At 72.1% G+C, this 17,036-nt stretch carries 20 protein-coding genes; 7 read left to right on the plus strand and 13 right to left on the minus strand.

Going from position 1 to position 17,036, the window contains the following annotated elements:
• Positions 1-46: 46 nt before the first annotated feature.
• From PT931_RS03710 to PT931_RS03735, 6 genes are all read right to left on the minus strand, one after another.
• Positions 47-934 carry a hypothetical protein gene (locus PT931_RS03710; RefSeq protein ID WP_456244278.1) on the minus strand — a complete coding sequence of 296 codons (888 nt, stop codon included), beginning with the start codon at positions 932-934 and terminating at the stop codon, positions 47-49.
• Entirely contained in the window at positions 934-1,434 is a 501-nt protein-coding gene (locus tag PT931_RS03715; protein WP_456244279.1) for a SigE family RNA polymerase sigma factor, read from the minus strand. Before PT931_RS03715 ends, PT931_RS03710 begins: the two co-directional genes overlap by 1 nt.
• A 193-nt stretch (positions 1,435-1,627) precedes the next feature.
• The gene (locus PT931_RS03720; RefSeq protein WP_456244280.1) at positions 1,628-1,828 is read right to left on the minus strand and encodes a DUF397 domain-containing protein; all 201 of its coding nucleotides are present in this window, start codon (positions 1,826-1,828) and stop codon (positions 1,628-1,630) included.
• Positions 1,829-1,845: 17 nt separating this feature from the next.
• Positions 1,846-2,673 (minus strand): helix-turn-helix domain-containing protein, encoded by an 828-nt coding sequence (locus tag PT931_RS03725; protein WP_456244281.1) that lies wholly within the window; start codon positions 2,671-2,673, stop codon positions 1,846-1,848.
• Between the two features lie 92 nt (positions 2,674-2,765).
• Entirely contained in the window at positions 2,766-3,752 is a 987-nt protein-coding gene (locus tag PT931_RS03730) for a helix-turn-helix domain-containing protein (RefSeq protein ID WP_456244282.1), read from the minus strand.
• 118 nt (positions 3,753-3,870) lie between these two features.
• A complete protein-coding gene (locus PT931_RS03735) occupies positions 3,871-4,755 on the minus strand; it encodes a LuxR C-terminal-related transcriptional regulator (RefSeq protein WP_456244283.1) in 885 nt (294 codons plus the stop codon).
• Between the two features lie 327 nt (positions 4,756-5,082).
• On the opposite strand from PT931_RS03735, the gene PT931_RS03740 reads away from it, so the two are divergent.
• The 5 genes from PT931_RS03740 (at position 5,083) to PT931_RS03760 (ending at position 8,673) form a co-directional block, all read left to right on the plus strand.
• Positions 5,083-5,241 (plus strand): hypothetical protein, encoded by a 159-nt coding sequence (locus tag PT931_RS03740; RefSeq protein ID WP_456244284.1) that lies wholly within the window; start codon positions 5,083-5,085, stop codon positions 5,239-5,241.
• A 19-nt stretch (positions 5,242-5,260) separates the two neighbouring features.
• On the plus strand, positions 5,261-5,521 hold the full coding sequence (locus PT931_RS03745) for a hypothetical protein (protein WP_456244285.1): 261 nt from the start codon (positions 5,261-5,263) through the stop codon (positions 5,519-5,521).
• 13 nt (positions 5,522-5,534) lie between these two features.
• Positions 5,535-6,038 (plus strand): hypothetical protein, encoded by a 504-nt coding sequence (locus tag PT931_RS03750; protein ID WP_456244286.1) that lies wholly within the window; start codon positions 5,535-5,537, stop codon positions 6,036-6,038.
• 24 nt (positions 6,039-6,062) lie between these two features.
• The gene (locus PT931_RS03755) at positions 6,063-7,610 is read left to right on the plus strand and encodes a hypothetical protein (RefSeq protein ID WP_456244287.1); all 1,548 of its coding nucleotides are present in this window, start codon (positions 6,063-6,065) and stop codon (positions 7,608-7,610) included.
• Between the two features lie 139 nt (positions 7,611-7,749).
• On the plus strand, positions 7,750-8,673 hold the full coding sequence (locus tag PT931_RS03760; protein WP_456244288.1) for an aldo/keto reductase: 924 nt from the start codon (positions 7,750-7,752) through the stop codon (positions 8,671-8,673).
• A 141-nt stretch (positions 8,674-8,814) separates the two neighbouring features.
• Here PT931_RS03760 and PT931_RS03765 read toward each other — a convergent pair whose 3' ends face one another.
• From PT931_RS03765 to cobC, 5 genes are all read right to left on the minus strand, one after another.
• Complete coding sequence (locus PT931_RS03765) at positions 8,815-9,348, minus strand: hypothetical protein (protein WP_456244289.1); 534 nt, start codon at positions 9,346-9,348, stop codon at positions 8,815-8,817.
• A 120-nt stretch (positions 9,349-9,468) separates the two neighbouring features.
• Positions 9,469-9,654 (minus strand): hypothetical protein, encoded by a 186-nt coding sequence (locus PT931_RS03770; RefSeq protein ID WP_456244290.1) that lies wholly within the window; start codon positions 9,652-9,654, stop codon positions 9,469-9,471.
• Positions 9,655-9,681: 27 nt separating this feature from the next.
• Positions 9,682-10,866: a uroporphyrinogen-III C-methyltransferase gene (gene cobA, locus PT931_RS03775; protein ID WP_456244291.1), complete on the minus strand. Its 1,185-nt coding sequence runs from the start codon at positions 10,864-10,866 to the stop codon at positions 9,682-9,684.
• Positions 10,863-11,894, minus strand: a complete 1,032-nt coding sequence (cobT, locus tag PT931_RS03780) for a nicotinate-nucleotide--dimethylbenzimidazole phosphoribosyltransferase (protein ID WP_456244425.1) — start codon at positions 11,892-11,894, stop codon at positions 10,863-10,865. Before cobT ends, cobA begins: the two co-directional genes overlap by 4 nt.
• A gap of 5 nt (positions 11,895-11,899) precedes the next feature.
• On the minus strand, positions 11,900-13,012 hold the full coding sequence (gene cobC / locus PT931_RS03785) for an Rv2231c family pyridoxal phosphate-dependent protein CobC (protein WP_456244292.1): 1,113 nt from the start codon (positions 13,010-13,012) through the stop codon (positions 11,900-11,902).
• On the opposite strand from cobC, the gene PT931_RS03790 reads away from it, so the two are divergent.
• Positions 12,994-15,156 (plus strand): transglycosylase domain-containing protein, encoded by a 2,163-nt coding sequence (locus tag PT931_RS03790; protein WP_456244293.1) that lies wholly within the window; start codon positions 12,994-12,996, stop codon positions 15,154-15,156. The genes cobC and PT931_RS03790 overlap by 19 nt on opposite strands.
• A 33-nt stretch (positions 15,157-15,189) precedes the next feature.
• Here PT931_RS03790 and PT931_RS03795 read toward each other — a convergent pair whose 3' ends face one another.
• Positions 15,190-15,594, minus strand: a complete 405-nt coding sequence (locus PT931_RS03795) for a hypothetical protein (RefSeq protein WP_456244294.1) — start codon at positions 15,592-15,594, stop codon at positions 15,190-15,192.
• Complete coding sequence (locus PT931_RS03800) at positions 15,591-16,355, minus strand: SURF1 family cytochrome oxidase biogenesis protein (RefSeq protein ID WP_456244295.1); 765 nt, start codon at positions 16,353-16,355, stop codon at positions 15,591-15,593. Before PT931_RS03800 ends, PT931_RS03795 begins: the two co-directional genes overlap by 4 nt.
• Before the next feature lie 69 nt (positions 16,356-16,424).
• On the opposite strand from PT931_RS03800, the gene PT931_RS03805 reads away from it, so the two are divergent.
• Entirely contained in the window at positions 16,425-17,036 is a 612-nt protein-coding gene (locus tag PT931_RS03805; RefSeq protein ID WP_456244296.1) for a GNAT family N-acetyltransferase, read from the plus strand.

The raw sequence follows: 17,036 nt of genomic DNA on the forward strand, positions 1-17,036 counted from the left end.
GCGCGGGGCCGATTCCTCCGCCCCGCGCGCGCCCCCGGTCAGGTGCTCAGTAGCTCAGGCCGGGCAGGGTCACCAGGGTGAGCAGGGAATCCTCGGTCAGCGCGGGCTGCGCCCGCTCCCCCTCGGCCACCGGCACGGTCCGCCACGCGGCGGCCTCGACGTACCCGCCGTCCGCGCGCTTGGCCCAGGCCCGGATCTCCACAGTCGACTGCCCGGAGTTCGGTTTGGTACTCAGGGTCCGCTGCACGGCCACCTTCGTGCCGTCGCCCAGCGTGCTCTCGTGGCAGTACGTCTCCCCGAGCTTCGACAGCGACGCGCAGGTGCCGTCCCGCCCGGACTTCGAGATCATGATGATGAACGCGCCCTGGAGCGGGCTCCCCCCACCGGGGATGTTGCCCTGCGCGGCGTAGCCCGGCGGCGGGTTGCCGTCCGTGGAGCCGAAGTGCTCCCGGGTCAGCAGCGGGTCGTCGTTGGAGTTCAGGCTGGTGGGGCACAGCACGACCCCGGCCGGTACGAAACTGGCCCGCCCGCTGTGGAGGACCGCGGTGAGCGCCGCCGAGTGCGGGCCCGGGGGTGGCGGCTCCTGCTGGACACCGGGCGATGTCGGGGTGGGGAACAGGCTCGCCGGCACCACCGCCATCGCACAAGGATCCACCGGCGCCGAGGTGCTCGGTGCCGGGGTGCTCGGTGCCGGGGTGCCGGTGCCCGGTGCGCCGGCCAGGCTGGGCGCGCCTCCCGGGCCGCCGACCGTGCTGAGCAGCAGTGCTGTCGCCGCGACCGCTCCGAGCGCGACCCCGCCGGCCGCGCTGGCCCGGGTCATGAGGGTGCGCTTGCGGGCCCGGCGGATCAGCGCCGCCGCGTCCAGCCCGCGCGGGGGTTCCGAGCCGAGCGCGGTGGTCAGCGCGTACCGGGCGGTCTCTTCGCCGTCGTCCATCATCGGTGTCCCTCCAGCATGCCGTGCTCCTCGGTGACCAGCTGACGCAGCACGGCCAGCCCTTTCGCGGACTGGCTCTTCACGGTGCTCTCGCTACAGCCGAGGACCTCGGCGACCTCCGCGACCGGCAGGTCCTCCCAGTAGCGGAGCACCACGACGGCGCGTTGCCGGCTGGGCAGCGCGGCGATGGCCCGGCGCATGTCGAGCGCCGCGTCGGTGCCGTGCTCGGGGCCCGCGATGTCCGGTACCTCGGTGACGGTGCGTTCGCGTCGCCAGAAACGGCGGGACGCGTCGATGACCGTGCGGGCCAGTACCTTCCGCGCGTACGCCTCCGGCGAGCCCCCGCCGATCCGGGGCCAGGCGCGGTACACCTTGATCAAGGCCGTCTGCACCAGGTCCTCGGCACGGTGCCAGTCCCCGCAGAGCAGGAACGCCGTCTGCTGCAACCGGTGGCCGCGCGCGGCGACGAACTCGGCGAACTCCGCGTCGTGCTTCCTCAACTGTCACCTCCCTGTCCGGGAGGGAGACGAGGTGGCACCCTGCCGGGGACGCCTGGGATCGGCGGGAACTTTCCGTTGTTGCCTGGGCACGCGGGGTCACGCTGCTGGGGGCAGGTGCTCGGCATGCGGGGCGGTCACTCAGGCGGACCCGTTGGCGGGAGGGGGCCGCTGCCCGGGGCCGGGGCTGGCTGTCTCAGAGGTGCTCGGCCCGGATGGCGGCGACGAAGACCGCCCAGTCGGCCGGGGTCACCGCGAGGACCGGCCCTGACGGGTCCTTGCTGTCCCGAAAACCAACCACTCCGACGGGTACGAAGTCGAAGGTGCACTCCACACAGTTGTCCCCCGCGCCACCGCTGCGGCGAGCTCTGACAAACCTTGCGCGGTCGAAGTCCATCGCCCGTCTCCTCGTTGTCAACGACCGGTCGCCAGCCGCGCCACGAGTTTAGCTGTGTCATCTGGGTTGAGCGCGATCTCTCTCAGCCGAGAGAACATCGCGATGAAGTCCTCTACATCGGCAGGCTCGTCCAGGTAGACCGTAGCCAGTCTGTGTTCGAGGGCGACGATGCCCGGGTCCAAGCCGTCAGCGAATTCCATCACCGCGAATGGTCCATGTAGTGCGGGATGCCCCACCGTGTCGAACGGAACGACTTGCAGCGTCACACTCGGCAACTCCCCTAGTTCCAGGAGCCGTCGGAGTTGCGCTCGCATGATTCGCTCGTCGCCAACCACGCGGTGGAGCACGATCTCTTCCATGATGAGCCGGAAAGACGGCCCAGCAGCCGTGGTCAGCAGCACGCTCCTAGACATTCGGGCCGCCAGGAACTCATCGATCTTCTCCGGTGGTGAATCCGGCAAATGCGACCGCATGAGCGCCAACGCATACTCGGGATGCTGCAAGATGCCCGGCACGAGTATTGGTTCGTAGTTGTGCACCGTCGCCGCCACGGCTTCAAACTTCCGGTATGCGCCCCAGACCGCTCGTTGCTCGCCAGCCTCAGCCAACGCCAGGAGCGCGGCCCGACGCGGCCCGGTGACCTTGAAGACGTCGAGGAGTCGTTCCGCGTCCCAGGGTGTGATGCCGGTCAGGCCGGTTTCGATACGGCTCATCTTCGAGTCCGACCAGCCGACCCGGCGGCCGACCGCCCGGATGGTCATGCGCGACTCTTCTCGGAGCAGCCGCAGGTGCCGGGCGAGCCGGCTACGGAGCGGATACGGCGTGCTGCGCCCATCGCTGACCATGACCACAATTGTCCGCCGTGGACGGACCTCCCCGGGAGTACCGAAACGCACATGCACTTTTGCACCCCCACCCAACAGGGTGCGGCAACCGGCTACGGGGACGCGGCGATGAGGAGGGATTCGGCCGCGGCGGTGCGGGCGTAGAGGACGGAGCGGCCCGCGCGGTGGGCGCTGACCAGGCCGGCGTCGCGGAGGGCCGTCAGGTTCTGGGACACCCCGGCCGGAGAGAGCCCCGTGCGGCGGGCCAGTTCCGTGGTGGACGCCGGGGTGTCCAGCTCGGTGAGGAGCAGGGTGCGGGAGCGGCCGAGGACCACCGACAGGGCGGCGGTGCCCGTGACGGGGCGGGACTCCCAGAGGGTGCCGAGGGCACGCGCCGGGTACGCGAGCTGCGGCGCCTCCGGGAGCCGGACCCGGGTGTGCACGCCGGGGCCGGTGAACGCCGAGGGCACCAGCAGCAGCCCCGGGCCGGCGGACTTGCGGAACAGGGTGCGCTCGCCGCGTACCAGTCGGAGGGTCTGGTCGTCCCAGGTCAGGGACGGGTGCAGGTCGTCGAAGAGCCGGGCCGCGCCGTGCTCGGCGAGCTGGCGGGCGCGGTGGAAGATGTCGGCGTCGAGGAGGGCCCGGATCCGGGCCCAGTAGGGGGCGAGGGCCAGGTCCCAGTAGGTCTCGATCTCCTCGGCGACCCGGGTCAGGCGGGTCGGGTCCGCGTGCAGGTTGCGGAGCCGGGGGCCCCGGGCGCCCTGGTGGTGGCGGAGGTGGTCGAGGTCCTGGCGGATCCGGTCGGCCGGGACGGCCAGGATCGCGGTCAGCTCCTCGTGCAGGGTGGGGGTCGGGCCGACCGGTGCCGGGTTGAGGAAGTCGGGACGGTAGCCGCCGGTTTGCGGGACCAGTTCGGCGAGCCAGGCGTGGTCGAGGCCGGCGGCGGCGAGGCGGGGGCGGACCTGGGCCGCCCAGCGGTGGTGCACGGGGTGCGGGGTGTCGACGAGCAGGAGGCGGTAACTGGAGACGACCTCCCACATCGGGGACACCGCGAACCGCATCTGCGCGAGATCGGTGGCCGAGAAGGCGACCTCGGCCACCGGTACCCCCCTTGTCGGTTTCCGCTCTCTCCCGGGCGACAGGCGCGCGCGCCGGCTGGTCCGGCCCGACGCGTGCGGCCCGGTCGTGGACAGTGTCGGCCTGTTCGTCAGGACGTGACTACAGCCAGCCCCGGCGGGTCGCCTGCACCCCCGCCTGGAACCGGCTGGCCGCGTCGAGGCGTTCCATCAGGTCGGCCATCATCCGGCGGATCGTCCGCAGGGACAGGCCGAGCCTGCGGGCCGCCGCCTCGTCGGTGTGCCCGTCGGCGATGATCTCCAGGAGGGCGCGTTCGTTCGGCGTGCAGCCGTTCTCGTCGGCGACCGGGGGCTGCCCGAACGGGGTCCCCGAAGCCCACGACTGCTCGAACAGGGCGCAGGTCGCCGCGAGGACGCCGGGGGTGGTGACCTCGATCGCGCCCGCCCTGGAGTCGTCCGGGTCCAGCGGCAGAATGGCCGTCTGGCGGTCGAAGACGACCAGGGGCATCGCCACGACGGCGACGGTGCGCATCTGTCCGCCGAGGCCGGTGAGCCAGCGGGCGTGGGCCAGCGTGTCGGCGTCGTTGCGGAAACTGTCCCGGCACACGGCCCGGATCGTGACGCCCCGCTTCAGGGCCTGTTCGTTGAGCGGCCCGCCGGCCTGGCGCGCGTCGGGCCGGTGCGCCCCGCCCGGATTGAGGGAGACGATCTCGGTGCACACCGTGGCCGCCAGTTCCTCCAGGCGACCGCGGACGGCGTCGAGGCCCTCCAGCCGGGTGGAGCCCTCGTGGATGCGTCCGGTCTCGTGTTCGGCGGTGATCGCCGCGATGGCCGCCCGGGTCGCCTCGATCTGGCGGGCGCGGCCGGCGACCTCGGCCTCGGCGGTGGCGAGAAGGGCGGCGAGGCCCACCGCGGGGCTGACCGCGCGGAGACCGCTGGCCCCCTGGACGGCCGGGCGCACGAGCGCGAGGTCGGCGAGCTCGTCCAGCGCCGCCCGAACCTGACTCTCAGTGAGGTCAGTATTCATGGACAGGTCGGATATGCCCCAATCGGAATGAGCCAACATGGCCCGGTAAACCTTTTCTTTCTGGCCCGTCAGGCCCAGCATCTCCAGCATTTTCGCCCCCGCGACTATTACCGAAATCGGCACCTAGTCTGGGCAACCGAATCGCCAGGAGCAAGGGCCAACCGGCCAAATCATTTCCTGGCACCAAACTGCCACGCACGTTGGTGCCAGGCCGCGGGTAGTGACCAGGGCCGGGGCGGCTGGCAGAGTTCACCACATCGGAAGAACGCACCACACCGGAGCGAAACTTCCAAAAGCCAATCAATACGTACACGGGTGGAGTCTGTCATGTCTCGGATCGTCGCGCTCTTCGTCGTCCTCGCCTTCTCCGGTGCCCTCGGCGCCGGCATCAGCGCCACCGCACAGGCCGCGACGCCGGTGCCGACGACCAGCTCCAGCCCGGTCCCGACGGTCTCCACCGACAGTGACGGCGCCTCGTGGGGCTAGTCCCGGACAGGAAACCGCCATGCACCTGATCACCCTGACCCTGTTCGACCCCGAAGCCGGGGGAGTCGGTCCGGAGCGCATCACGGAGATCCTCCGGGCCAGCGCCGAACCCGCCGACCGGATAGAGCACCTGCGGACCCTCGGCGGCCCGGACCGGTACGAACTCGCCGTGTTCCTGCTCGCCGACACCGCATCGCAGGCCAGGACGACGGCCCGACAGTTCTGCGAACGGGTCATCGCCACCGATCCGGCCCTCAGAAACCACCGCCTAGCCTCCTGAAGGAGCCCACACCGTGAGGACACCCGCCCTCCTGGCCGGCGCCGCAATCGTGTTCACCCTGACCGGCTGTGGCACCTCGGACCAGCCCCGGACCGCCCAGCCGCACGCCGCCACGCCCGCGGCCTCCGCCGGCGCGTCCCCCACCGGCACCTCCCCCACCGGCGCGGTCGCACCCCCCACGGCCGGCGCGACCACCAGGCCGGCCACCGCCCCGCCGGGCGCACCGACCACCGGTTGTCCAGCCACGGCGGAGACGCTGCTGGCGGCGTTGCGCGCCCCGGGCAGTGACCTCGACGCGCGGGCCGCGCACCCCGCCGCCCTGCACCAGGTCTCGTGCCACGAGCGGTTCGCCGTGGCCGCGACGGTCCCCGACGGGCAGCACCAGCCCTCCCGGATCGTCTTCGGCTACGACGCCGCCAGCACCACCTGGCGCCCCCTCAACCTCGGATCCTCCGGCTTCTGCGCCGGCTACGTCCCCGACCACCTCGCGGCGAACCTCGCCGGCTGCACCTCCTGAGACCCTCCCCCCAAAGGACACCCCTTGAACACCACCCTGCTCCGCCGTGCCCTCAGCACGCTCGCCGTCACGGCCGTGGCCACCGGTTCCCTGATCACCGGCACCGCCCCCGCCCACGCGGCCTTCACCTCCGGCATCGACGGATACATCACCCGCGCCGAGGTCATCGAACGCGCCCAGTACTGGGTCGACCACCAGCCCGGCCCCTACAGCCAGTCCGAGTACTCCCCCGGCCCCACCGGCGACCGCAACTACCGCCGCGACTGCTCCGGATACGTCGACATGGCCTGGCACACCGGCTCACACCACTGGACCGGCAACCTCTCCGCCATCTCCTACGAGATCCCCCGCGCCGACCTCAAGGCCGGCGACATCCTCAACGACGCCGCCAACCACGTCTTCCTCTTCAACGCATGGGAAGCAGACCACACCTACTTCTCCTACTACAGCTTCGGCTCCAGCCCGGTCCAGAAGGTCAACCACGTCTCCATCAACGCCGGACAGCTCGACGGGCACCCCAACGGCAACTACGTCGCCCGCCGGTACAACAAGATCGTCGACGGGGCGGAGACCTCCTCGGAGTCGTCGCCGTCGGTCATCACCGCCACGGACGGCAACACCCAGGCGTTCGCCCGGGGCTCCGACGGCACGCTGCGGTACCTGTGGATGGACAAGAACAACGGCGTGTGGAGCGGCACGGTCACTCTCGCCTCGAACCTCGCCGGCGCCCCGTCCGCTCTCGTCGGCACGGACGGCAACAGCCTGGTGCTGTCCCGGCGCACCGACAACTCGCTGCGCCTCAACTGGCAGGACAAGAACACCGGGGTGTGGAGCGGCGACCTGACGATCGCGACCGGGGTCGGCGGCGACGCCCGGCTGACCGTGGCCTCCGACGGCAACCTCCAGGTGTTCTTCCGGGGCACCGACAACGCGCTGCGCTACCTGTGGATGAACAAGAACAACGGCGTGTGGAGCAGCACGATCAGCCTCGCCGCCTCGGTCACCGGCACCCCGAGGATCCACCGGGGCGCGGACGGCAACACCGTGGTGTTCACCCGGCGCACCGACGGCGCCGTGAAGCTCAACTGGCAGGACAAGACCAACGGCGTGTGGAGCGCCGACCTCGCGATCTCGGCGAACGCGGCCAGCGACCCGGCCGTCGTCACCGCCTCGGACGGCAACACCCAGGTGTTCTTCCAGGGCACCGACGGCGCGCTGCGCTACCTGTGGATGAACAAGAACAACGGCGTGTGGAGCAGCACGATCAGCCTCGCCTCCGCCACCGCCGGCACCCCGGCGGCGGCGGTCGGCGCCGACGGCAACACCGTGGTCCTCACCCGCCGCGCCGACGGCGCGCTGAAGCTCAACTGGCAGAACAAGACCAACGCGGTGTGGAGCGGTGACCTCGCCATCGCCTCCTCGCTGGCCGGGGACCCCGTCCTGACCGTGGGCGGCGACGGGAACCTGAACGCGGTGTCCAAGCGCACCGACGGCACGCTGCGCCTCAACTGGATGAACAAGAACACCGGGGTGTGGAGCGGCGACCTGACGATCGCGACCAACATCGGCTGAGCACGGGACGGCGGAGCCGGGCGTGTCCTTCGGGGCGCGCCCGGCTCCGTTGCCGTCCGGGCCGGCCGCGATCACCCCGATGGATTCGGTCGTGACTGAATCAGTGGCGGCCTGGATGGCGCGTGGCGATCATTCCGGCATGACCACAGACAAGATCGAAGCGTCCTCCTCGGGTACCTGGACACTCGGCGACCTCCCCGTGCACCGGATCGGCTTCGGCACCATGCGCCTCACCCAGCACGGCGAGGCCCTCATCGAGAACGCCGTCCCCAGCGACCGCGACCGGGCCGTCACGGTGCTCCGCCGCGCCCTGGACCTCGGCGTCAACCACCTCGACACGGCCGCCTTCTACTTCTCCCCGCTCCGGTCCGCCAACGAACTCATCAACCGGGCGCTCGCCCCGTACCCCTCCGACCTCGTCATCACCACCAAGGTCGGGCCCGGCCGCGACCCGTCCGGCGCGTGGCTGCCGCACGCCACCCCCGCCCAGCTGCGCGGCCAGGTCGAGGAGAACCTGCGCCAACTCGGCCGCGACCACCTCGACATCGTCAACCTGCGCATCGTCGGCACCGACTCCGTCGCCGACCGGTTCGGCGCCCTCTCCGACCTGCGCGACGCCGGCCTGATCCGGCACCTCGGCCTGTCCAACGTCCGGCCCGCGCACCTCGCCGAGGCCCAGGCCATCGCACCCGTGGTCTGCGTACAGAACGCGTACGGCATCGGCTCGCCCCCGGAACAGGACGCCCTCCTGCGACTGTGCGGCGAACAGGGCATCGCGTACGTGCCCTTCTACGCCATCGCCGGCGCCGGGCGGACCGCCGGGGCCAGCGGGGCCGACAGCCCCGAGGTGCTGGACGTGGCGCGGGCGCACGGGGCGAGCGCGGCCCAGGTCCGGATCGCGTGGACGCTCAGCCGGGGCGCGCACGTCCTCGCCATCCCCGGCACCGGCGACCCGGAGCACCTCGCGGAGAACGTCGCGGCCGGGGCGCTGGAGCTCACCGCCGGGGACCTGGCCAGCCTGGATGAGGCCCACCACCGGGTGGCCGGGTCCCGGGACCGGTGACCCGGCCAGCTCGACCGTGGGTTGGCGCGGCGGCACGCGCGGCTGGCAACGTCAGGTCCCGGCCCGGGTGTGAGCGGCAACGTCAGGACCCGGCCCTGGCGCGGCTGGCAACGTCAGGTCCCTGCCCCGGACGGACGGGCGTCAGCCGACGATCGCGAAGAGGTGGTCGGACGGGTCGACGATCGCGTTCAGGCGCGCGCCGGCCACCAGGGACGGATGATCCCGGCACAGTGACAGCGCCTCGAACCCGAACCCGGGGCCGCTGATCCACAGGACCAGCTCGACGCCGTCCTCGTCACCGATGGCGGCCGGCGAGAACATGATGATCTCGGCGACCGCGTCGACCCCGGCGGCGGCGAGCCGGAGGGAGTCGCGGTGCGCGCGGCGCATGTGGTTCCACATCAGAGCCGTGCACGGCACGCCGATCAGGATCGCCAGGACGCCGCCGCCGGCCAGGGGCCAGCGTTCGCCCGTCGTGAGGTCCGCGGCGAAGGCCGCGACCAGCAGGGCCGGGCCGATCAGGGAGATGACCGCGCCCGCGGCGTAGAGGAACAGGCGGGCCGGGGTGCCCATCGGGACCGCCGCCTGGCGGGGCATCGACGGGTCGGCGGGCGTGACCACCACGTCGCCCCGGCCCGGCACCCGCCGCCGGCCGCCCCGGTCGCTGATCGCCATGCCCGCACCATAGCCCGGGAAAACGGACACCGCCCACCGCGTGACGGGCTTTCTGGTGAACGGTGCCGCCGGGTGCGGGCCGGCAACGTCAGGTCCCGGCCCCGGACGGTGGTCGCAACGTCAGGTCCCGGCCCGGGCGATGGGTCGCAACGTCAGGAACCAGCCCCGGACGGTGGGTCGCAACGTCAGGAACCAGCCCCGGACGGTGGGTCGCAACGTCAGGAACCAGGCCCCGGGCCGCACCCGCCGGGCACGGGCCTCCGGGTGCCGGGCGCCCCGGGCGGCACGGTGGGCTCCAACCTTCACGGCCGGACACCGCCCACCGTAACCCTCTTAAGAACTTGAACTGAGGACGTTGACGACCTCGCCGACCACCACGATCGCCGGGGGCTGCGCGCCCAGAGTGGACGCCGTGGCGAGGGTCCCCCGGAAGACCTGCTCCCGGACCGTCGTGCCCTCCTGGATCACCGCCGCCGGGGTGTGCGGGTCGCGGCCGTGCGCGATGAGCTCCGCCGCGATGGCCGCCAGGTTCTCCACGGCCATCAGCAGGACGAGGGTGCCGCGCATCCGGGCGAGCGCCGCCCAGTCGACCAGCGAGTCGGGGTGCTTCGGCGGGATGTGCCCGGACACGACGGTGAACTCGTGCGTCACGCCCCGGTGGGTGACCGGGATGCCGGCCAGCGCCGGTACCGAGATCGCGCTGGTCACGCCCGGTACCACGGTCACGGGCACGCCCGCCTCGACGCACGCGAGCAGCTCCTCACCGCCCCGCCCGAAGATGTACGGGTCCCCGCCCTTGAGCCGGACCACGAACTTCCCGGCGAGCGCCCGGTCGACCAGGATCTCGTTGATGGCCTCCTGCTTGAGCTGCCGGCCGTACGGCACCTTCGCCGCGTCGATCAGCTCGACCTCGGGCCGCAGCCCCTCCAGGAACAGCCCGGACGCGAGCCGGTCGGCCACCACCACGTCGGCCTCGGCGAGCAGCCGGCGGCCCTTGACGGTGATGAGTTCGGGGTCGCCGGGGCCGGCGCCGACGAGGGCCACGCCCCGGGGCTTGTCGCCGTGCGCGCCCGGTTCGAGGGTGCCGGCCTCCAGGCCGGCGTGGATGCTGTCCCGGAGCGCCATCGACCGGCGCGGGTCGCCGCCGCTGAGCACGCCGACGGTGACCGGGCCGTGCCGGGTGACGGCCGGGGTCCACGCCGTGGCCTGGGTGCGGTCGTCGGCGCGGACGCAGAAGATCCGGCGTTCCTCGGCGGCGGCGGACACGGCGGCGTTCACGGCCGGGCGCTGGGTGGCGACGTGCACGAACCACTGTCCGTCCAGGTCGGACGGCTCGAAGCCGCGCCGGACCCAGGTCACGGGCAGCGCCTCCAGGGCCGGGGTCAGCGACGGGGAGACGACGGTGACGACCGCGCCGGCCTCCAGCAGGGCGGGCACCCGGCGTTGGGCGACCTGTCCGCCGCCGACGACCAGCACGTTCTTACCGGTGAGGATGAGTCCCAGGGGGTACACCGTCACTTCTCGCTCACCCCTGCCGAGTCGAAGGTCGCCACCTCGTGGAGTACGCGCACCGCGCTGGCCACGATCCCGGACGCGAGCACCGCGCCGGTGCCCTCCCCGAGCCGCAGGCCCAGGTCGACGAGGGGGGTGAGCCCCAGATGCTCCAGGGCCACGGTCGCGCCCGGCTCGGCGGACCGGTGCCCGGCGACCATGGCGTGCCGGCTGTCGGGGGCGAGGGCCACGGCGGCCAGGGCGGCGGAGGCCGCGATCACGCCGTCGAGGATGACGGGTACCCGCTCGGCCGCCCCGCCCAGGATGAACCCGGCGATCGCCGCGTGCTCCAGGCCGCCGACCTTCGCCAGGACGTCGATCCCGTCCTTGCGGTCGGGCCGGTGCATGGCCAGCGCGCCCTCGATCACCCAGGTCTTGTGCGCGAGGGTCCGGTCGTCGATGCCCGTGCCCCGGCCGGTGACGTCCGCGGCCGCGACCCCGGTGAACGCGGAGATCAGCGCCGCCGCCGGGGTGGTGTTCGCGATGCCCATGTCCCCGGTGAGCAGCGCCTTCGCGCCGTCGGCCACCAGGGCGCGGGCCACCGCGATGCCGACCTCCAGGGCCGCGACGACCTCGGCGCGGGTCAGGGCCGGCTCGACGGCCAGGTCCCGGGTACCGTTCCGGACCTTGTACGGGCTGGCCCCGGTGACCACGCCGACGTCCACGACGGTGACGGACACCCCGGCCTGCCGGGCGAACGCGTTGACGACCGCCCCGCCGGCCACGAAGTTGGCCACCATCTGGCCGGTGACCGCCTGCGGCCAGGGCGTGACCCCCTGGGCGTGCACGCCGTGGTCCCCGGCGAAGACGGCCAAAGCGGCCGGCTCGGGCAGCGGCGGCGGGCAGACCCCGGCCAGGCCCGCGAGCTGCGACGCCAGCGGCTCCAGGGTGCCGAGCGCGCCCGGCGGCTTGGTCAGCCGGAGCTGGAGCGCGTCGGCGTCGGCGACGGCCTCCGCGTCGGGGGGGCCGATCCGGCCCAGCGCGGCGGAGAGCAGCTCCATCAGTGCACCTCGTTCTTGAGTACGTCGACGAACGCGTCGGTGACAGCAGTGTGCCGCACGCTGATCCGCAGCCAGTCGGGACCCAGACCGGGGAACGTGTCGCCCCGGCGGACCACGAACCCCCGGGCGATCAGGCGGTCCCGGAGGGCCAGCGCTCCCGGCGTGCGGACCAGGACGAAGGAGCTGACCGGGGTGCCGACGACCTCGACGCCGTGGATCTCGGCGAGCCGGGCGAGCAGGTAGGCCCGGTCGGCGGCGATCTCGTGGGCGATCCGCTCCTCGGCGGCGGTGGCCGTCGCGCAGACCTCGGCCGCGACCAGGGCGGGGGTGGAGACGGGCCAGAGGGGTTGGACCTCGGTCAGGGCGCGGATCAGGGCCGGATCGGCGAGGAGGTAGCCGATCCGCAGGCCCGCCAGGCCCCAGGTCTTGGTGAGGCTGCGGATGACGACGAGGCCGGGGAGGCGGGTGGCTGCCAGGGACTCCGGTTCGCCGGGGATGGTGTCGGCGAAGGCCTCGTCGACGACGAGGGTGCGCCCCGGGACGGCGAGGGCTGCCAGGACGTGGGCCGGATGGAGGACCGAAGTCGGATTCGTCGGGTTGCCGAGGACCACCAGATCCGCGTCGGCCGGGACCAGCCCCGGGTCCAGGGTGAACGGCGGAGCCAGCACGACCCGTTCCACCATGTGCCCGTGCGCGGCCAGGGCGGCCTCCGGCTCGGTGAACTGCGGATGCACCACCACCGCCCGCCGTGGACCCAGAACCTGTGCCAACAAGGTGAAAGCCTGCGCGGCGCCCGCCGTCAACAGCACCTCGCCGGGTTCCCTGCCGTGCCGGGCGGCGATGGCGGCCCGGGCCCAGGTCTGGTCGGGATAGGCCGCGAGGTCGGACATCGAGGCCAGAAGGGGGGCGGACAGCCATTCCGGGTGCGGCTCGGTGCGCACGTTGACCGCGAGATCGACCAGCCCAGGACGGAGCTCGACGTCGCCGTGGTGCCGGAGTGGATCCATGCGGTGATCATGCCGTACCCGACACAGGGCCGCGAGTTGCACTGAAATGAGCAGTGAGGCCGGGCTCCTTAGCATAACGTGAGTTTGTGAGGATTCCAGCCGCATTCCATGCCCTCGGTCGGCTCGGTCCACTCGTGCGCTGCGGTCTGGCGGGCGGGGTCCTGGTGGCCGCCATCGCGATGCCCATCGTGGCGACCGCGGGCTTCGGCGCCAAGAACGGTGCTGAGGCCATCGAACACACCGGTACCGACCTGCCGGCCGGGCAGCCACCCCAGGCGTCGTACGTCTACGCCAACGACGGGAAGACCCTGCTGACCACGTTCTACGACGAGGCGCGCAAGGTCGTTCCCCTCTCCGACGTGTCCGGCGCCGCCCAGCAGGCGATGGTGGCCGCCGAGGACCAGAGGTTCTTCGACCACAACGGGGTCGACGCCAAGGGTGTCGTCCGGGCGTTCGTGAAGAACCAGGTGAGCGGGGAGGTGCACCAGGGCGCCTCGACGCTGACGATGCAGTACGTCCGCAACATCCTGATCACCAACGCCGAGACCCCCGAGGCCGCGAAGGACGCGACCGAGCAGACGAGTACCCGGAAGATCCGCGAGATGCGGATGGCCGTGGAACTCGAGCGCAAGTGGACCAAACCCCAGATCCTCGAGGGGTACCTGAACGTCGCCTACTTCGGACACCGCGCCTACGGCATCTACGCCGCCGCGCAGATCTACTTCTCCAAGCTCCCCAAGGACCTCAACGTCGCCGAGAGCGCGATGCTCGCGGGGCTCGTCCAGGCCCCGTCCGAGTACGACCCGGCGAGCACCGACAAGAAGACCGCCACCGAGCGGCGCGACTGGGTCGTCGACCGGATGGTGTCGGTGGGCTACCTGTCGACCGACGCCGCCGCGAAGGTCAAGGGTTCGCCGATCGAGCTGAAGGTCGGCGCGATCCCCAACGACTGCGTCTCGGTCACGTACAACGACTGGGGCTTCTTCTGCGACTTCATGCACTCGTGGTGGCTCCAGCAGCCGCAGTTCGGGGCGACCCGGGCCGAGCGGGAGAACGCGCTGCGCCGCGGCGGGTACGTCATCCACACCACCCTCGACCCGAACATCCAGGGCATCGCGCACGACCAGGTGACCAAGCGGGAGAGCAACGACAGCTCCTACGCGCACGGCGTGGTCCTGATGGAACCCGGCACCGGCAAGGTCTCCGCGATGGCCGTGAACCGGATCTACGCCCTCGACCAGAGCGGCAACGGCCCCAACAGCAACAGCGCGAAGCGGTCCGCCGGCATCCCCGGCAGCTACCCGAACACCGTGGTTCCGCTGCTCGGCGGCGGGGACATGTCCGGGTACCAGGCCGGGTCGACGTTCAAGATGTTCACGATGCTCGCCGCGCTCGACGCCGGCATGCCGCTGAACACGAACATCTACGCGCCGCCGAAGGTGACCACGAAGTACGTCGTCGAGCCCGGTGGGCCGGCCTCGTGCGGCGACCGGTGGTGCCCGTCGAACGCGTCGGCCGGCATGACCGGTAACCAGCAGATGTGGTCCGGGTTCGGCAAGTCCGTGAACACGTACTTCGCCCAGCTCGTCCAGCGGGTCGGTTCCGAGAACGCGGTCGCCATGGCCGAGCGGATCGGCCTGAAGTGGCACAACGACGTCGACCGGGAGATGGCCACCCCCGAGCGCTCCTGGGGCTGGGGCGCCTTCACCCTGGGCGTCGCCGACACCACCCCGCTGGAGATGGCCGCCGCCTACGCGACCGTCGCCGCCAACGGCGTGTACTGCGCCCCGCTGGCCGTCCAGGGCCTGTGGGACGCCACCGGCAAGCAGGTCAACGTCTCGCCGGCCTGCAACCAGGCGGTCCGGCCCGAGGTGGCCCAGGCGGCCGCCGACGCCGCGCGCTGCGTCACCGGCTACAAGGCCGCCAAGGGCAGCTGCGGGGACTGGAGCACGGCACCCGGGGTGTACCCGCAGGTGAAGCGCCCGGTGGCCGGCAAGACCGGTACGACCGACAGCAACCGGGCGGCCTGGTTCGTCGCGTTCACTCCGGAGCTGTGCGGGGCGTCGTTCATGGCCGACCCCGACAACCCGTTCCACTCCGTCGGCGACTCGAACTCGCAGAAGCCGGTGAACACGGTGGCGGTCCTGCTGCACGACGCGCTGGAGGGCCAACCGGTGCGGGACTTCACCCCGCCGCCCGACTCGATCGTCGGGGCGCCCGCCCCGCCGGCCAGGCCCGCTGGCCGCTGACCCGAACGGCCCCGCTCCGGCGGGGCCGTTTCGTTACGCCGTGAGCGACGCCGAGCGCACGTAGTTGACCTGGTTGTAGATGTGCGCGACCTGGGCCTGGCTCTGCACCGGGATCCGGGTGGTGTACATCTGCCGGCCGTTGCCGACCATCACGTTCACGTAACCCGAGAACCGGGTCTCCTTGGCCAGCAGGAACAGCAGGCTGAAGATCGTCAGGCAGAAGAACCCGAGGATCGCGCACACGATCGCCCAGGTCGGCGTGTGCTGGGTGGCCATGAACTGGTCGGTGGTCGACCAGACGCTGCCCCGGAGCGGAATCTCCCCCGCCGGGGTGCGCGCCACGCGCGGGGTCACCTGGATCTCGCCGATCTGGGCGAGGACGGGCTCCATCTGGTACGCGTTCCCCGCGTACGGAACCGGGAGGGAGGGGTCGGTCACCCCGCTGAGGGTAGTGCCCGCCCGCCACCGGCCGCTTCCCCGGTGCCCGCTTCCTTGCGCGCCAGCCAGAAGTACCCGAAGAGCGCCATTCCCGCGAACAGCCACCACTGGATCACGTAGGCCACGTTCATCCAGGTCGGCTGCCTGCCCGGCTCGCCCGGCACCGCCGTGAACCCCGGGTCGGCGACCTCCACGGAGATCCAGCCGCCCAGTACCGGATAGGGAAGGTCCTTCCCGATCCTCGACGGGTCGATCCGGCGCACCTCCAGCACCCCGCCGGCCCGGTCCACCGGCCCCGGGCTGCTCTCCGGCAGCCGCAGCCGGCCCGCGACCGTCACCAGGCCGCTCGGCACCACCGGCACCGTCGGGTGCGCGTTGAGCCCCGAGGCGGCGGGCGGGACCCAGCCCCGGTCCACCAGCACCGCCGTGCCGTCCGCCAACCGCAGCGGCACCAGCACCTCGAAGCCGACCCGGTTGTCCAGGGTGCGGCCCCGGGCCAGGATCACGTTCGCGGGATCGAACACCCCGGATGCCGTGACCTGCCGCCACTCCTTCGCGTCCGCCGGTTTCGCGCCCGGCGCGCTCAGCTCCGCGACCGGCACCGGCGGGGCCAGCACCGCCGCGTCCACCCGGTCGTTGATCGCGGCCCGCTGGTGGAAGCGCTGCAACTGCCAGTAACCCAGCCCGACCATGCCGGCGCACAGGGCCAGGCACAGCGCGGCCATGCCCAGCCAGCGGGGGGTCGCGAGGAAGCGGTACACGAAGGTCACCGTACCTGTCCCGAACGTGTGACCTGGCTCTCGGAGTGGGCCGCGCGATAGGGTCGCGCGGTGAGAACAGGGATCAGTACGCCCGTACGGCGGTTCCCGCCGATGACCGTCCAGACCCCTCGGCTCCTGGTCCGCACCCTGACCGTCGCCGATGTCCCAGCGGTCACCGCCGTGTTCGACGACGCGCAGACCCGCCGGTGGCTGCCGTTCCCCGACCCCTTCACCGAGACCGACGGCCACCAGTGGTGCACCGACCTGGCCGCCGACCGCCGGGACAGCGGCGACGGCGACCACTACGCCGTCGTCCGCCGCGAGGACGAGAAGCTCGTCGGCTGCCTGTGGGCGAAGCGCACCGACTGGGCCGCGCACGTCACCCAGGTCACCTACGCCATGTCCGCCGAGGTCAGGGGCCAGGGAATCGCGTGCGAGGCGCTCGACGCGCTGTCCGTCGCGCTCGTCCTGGAACACGGCTTCCACCGGGTGGAGCTGCGGATCGCGCCCGGGAACCTGGCGTCCCGCCGGGTCGCCGAGAAGGCCGGCTTCACCTACGAGGGCCTGCTGCGCAACGCCGGCTACGTGCACGGCGGGCGGGTCGACCTGGAGGTCTGGTCACTCGTCGCGGCCGACCTGCGCGGCCCACTGGGGACGGCGTCCTCTCAGCACAGCGGCTAA

This window comes from Longispora urticae, from assembly GCF_053902585.1.

Bases quoted from the DNA above. Each gene is read 5' to 3' on its own strand.
- PT931_RS03760 (WP_456244288.1), top strand. From the start codon at position 7,750: ATGACCACAGACAAGATCGAAGCGTCCTCCTCGGGTACCTGGACACTC.
- PT931_RS03735 (WP_456244283.1), bottom strand. From the start codon at position 4,755: ATGAATACTGACCTCACTGAGAGTCAGGTTCGGGCGGCGCTGGACGAG.
- PT931_RS03720 (WP_456244280.1), bottom strand. From the start codon at position 1,828: ATGGACTTCGACCGCGCAAGGTTTGTCAGAGCTCGCCGCAGCGGTGGC.
- cobC (WP_456244292.1), bottom strand. From the start codon at position 13,012: ATGCGGCTGGAATCCTCACAAACTCACGTTATGCTAAGGAGCCCGGCC.
- PT931_RS03745 (WP_456244285.1), top strand. From the start codon at position 5,261: ATGCACCTGATCACCCTGACCCTGTTCGACCCCGAAGCCGGGGGAGTC.
- PT931_RS03765 (WP_456244289.1), bottom strand. From the start codon at position 9,348: ATGGCGATCAGCGACCGGGGCGGCCGGCGGCGGGTGCCGGGCCGGGGC.
- PT931_RS03740 (WP_456244284.1), top strand. From the start codon at position 5,083: ATGTCTCGGATCGTCGCGCTCTTCGTCGTCCTCGCCTTCTCCGGTGCC.
- PT931_RS03710 (WP_456244278.1), bottom strand. From the start codon at position 934: ATGGACGACGGCGAAGAGACCGCCCGGTACGCGCTGACCACCGCGCTC.
- PT931_RS03725 (WP_456244281.1), bottom strand. From the start codon at position 2,673: ATGGTCAGCGATGGGCGCAGCACGCCGTATCCGCTCCGTAGCCGGCTC.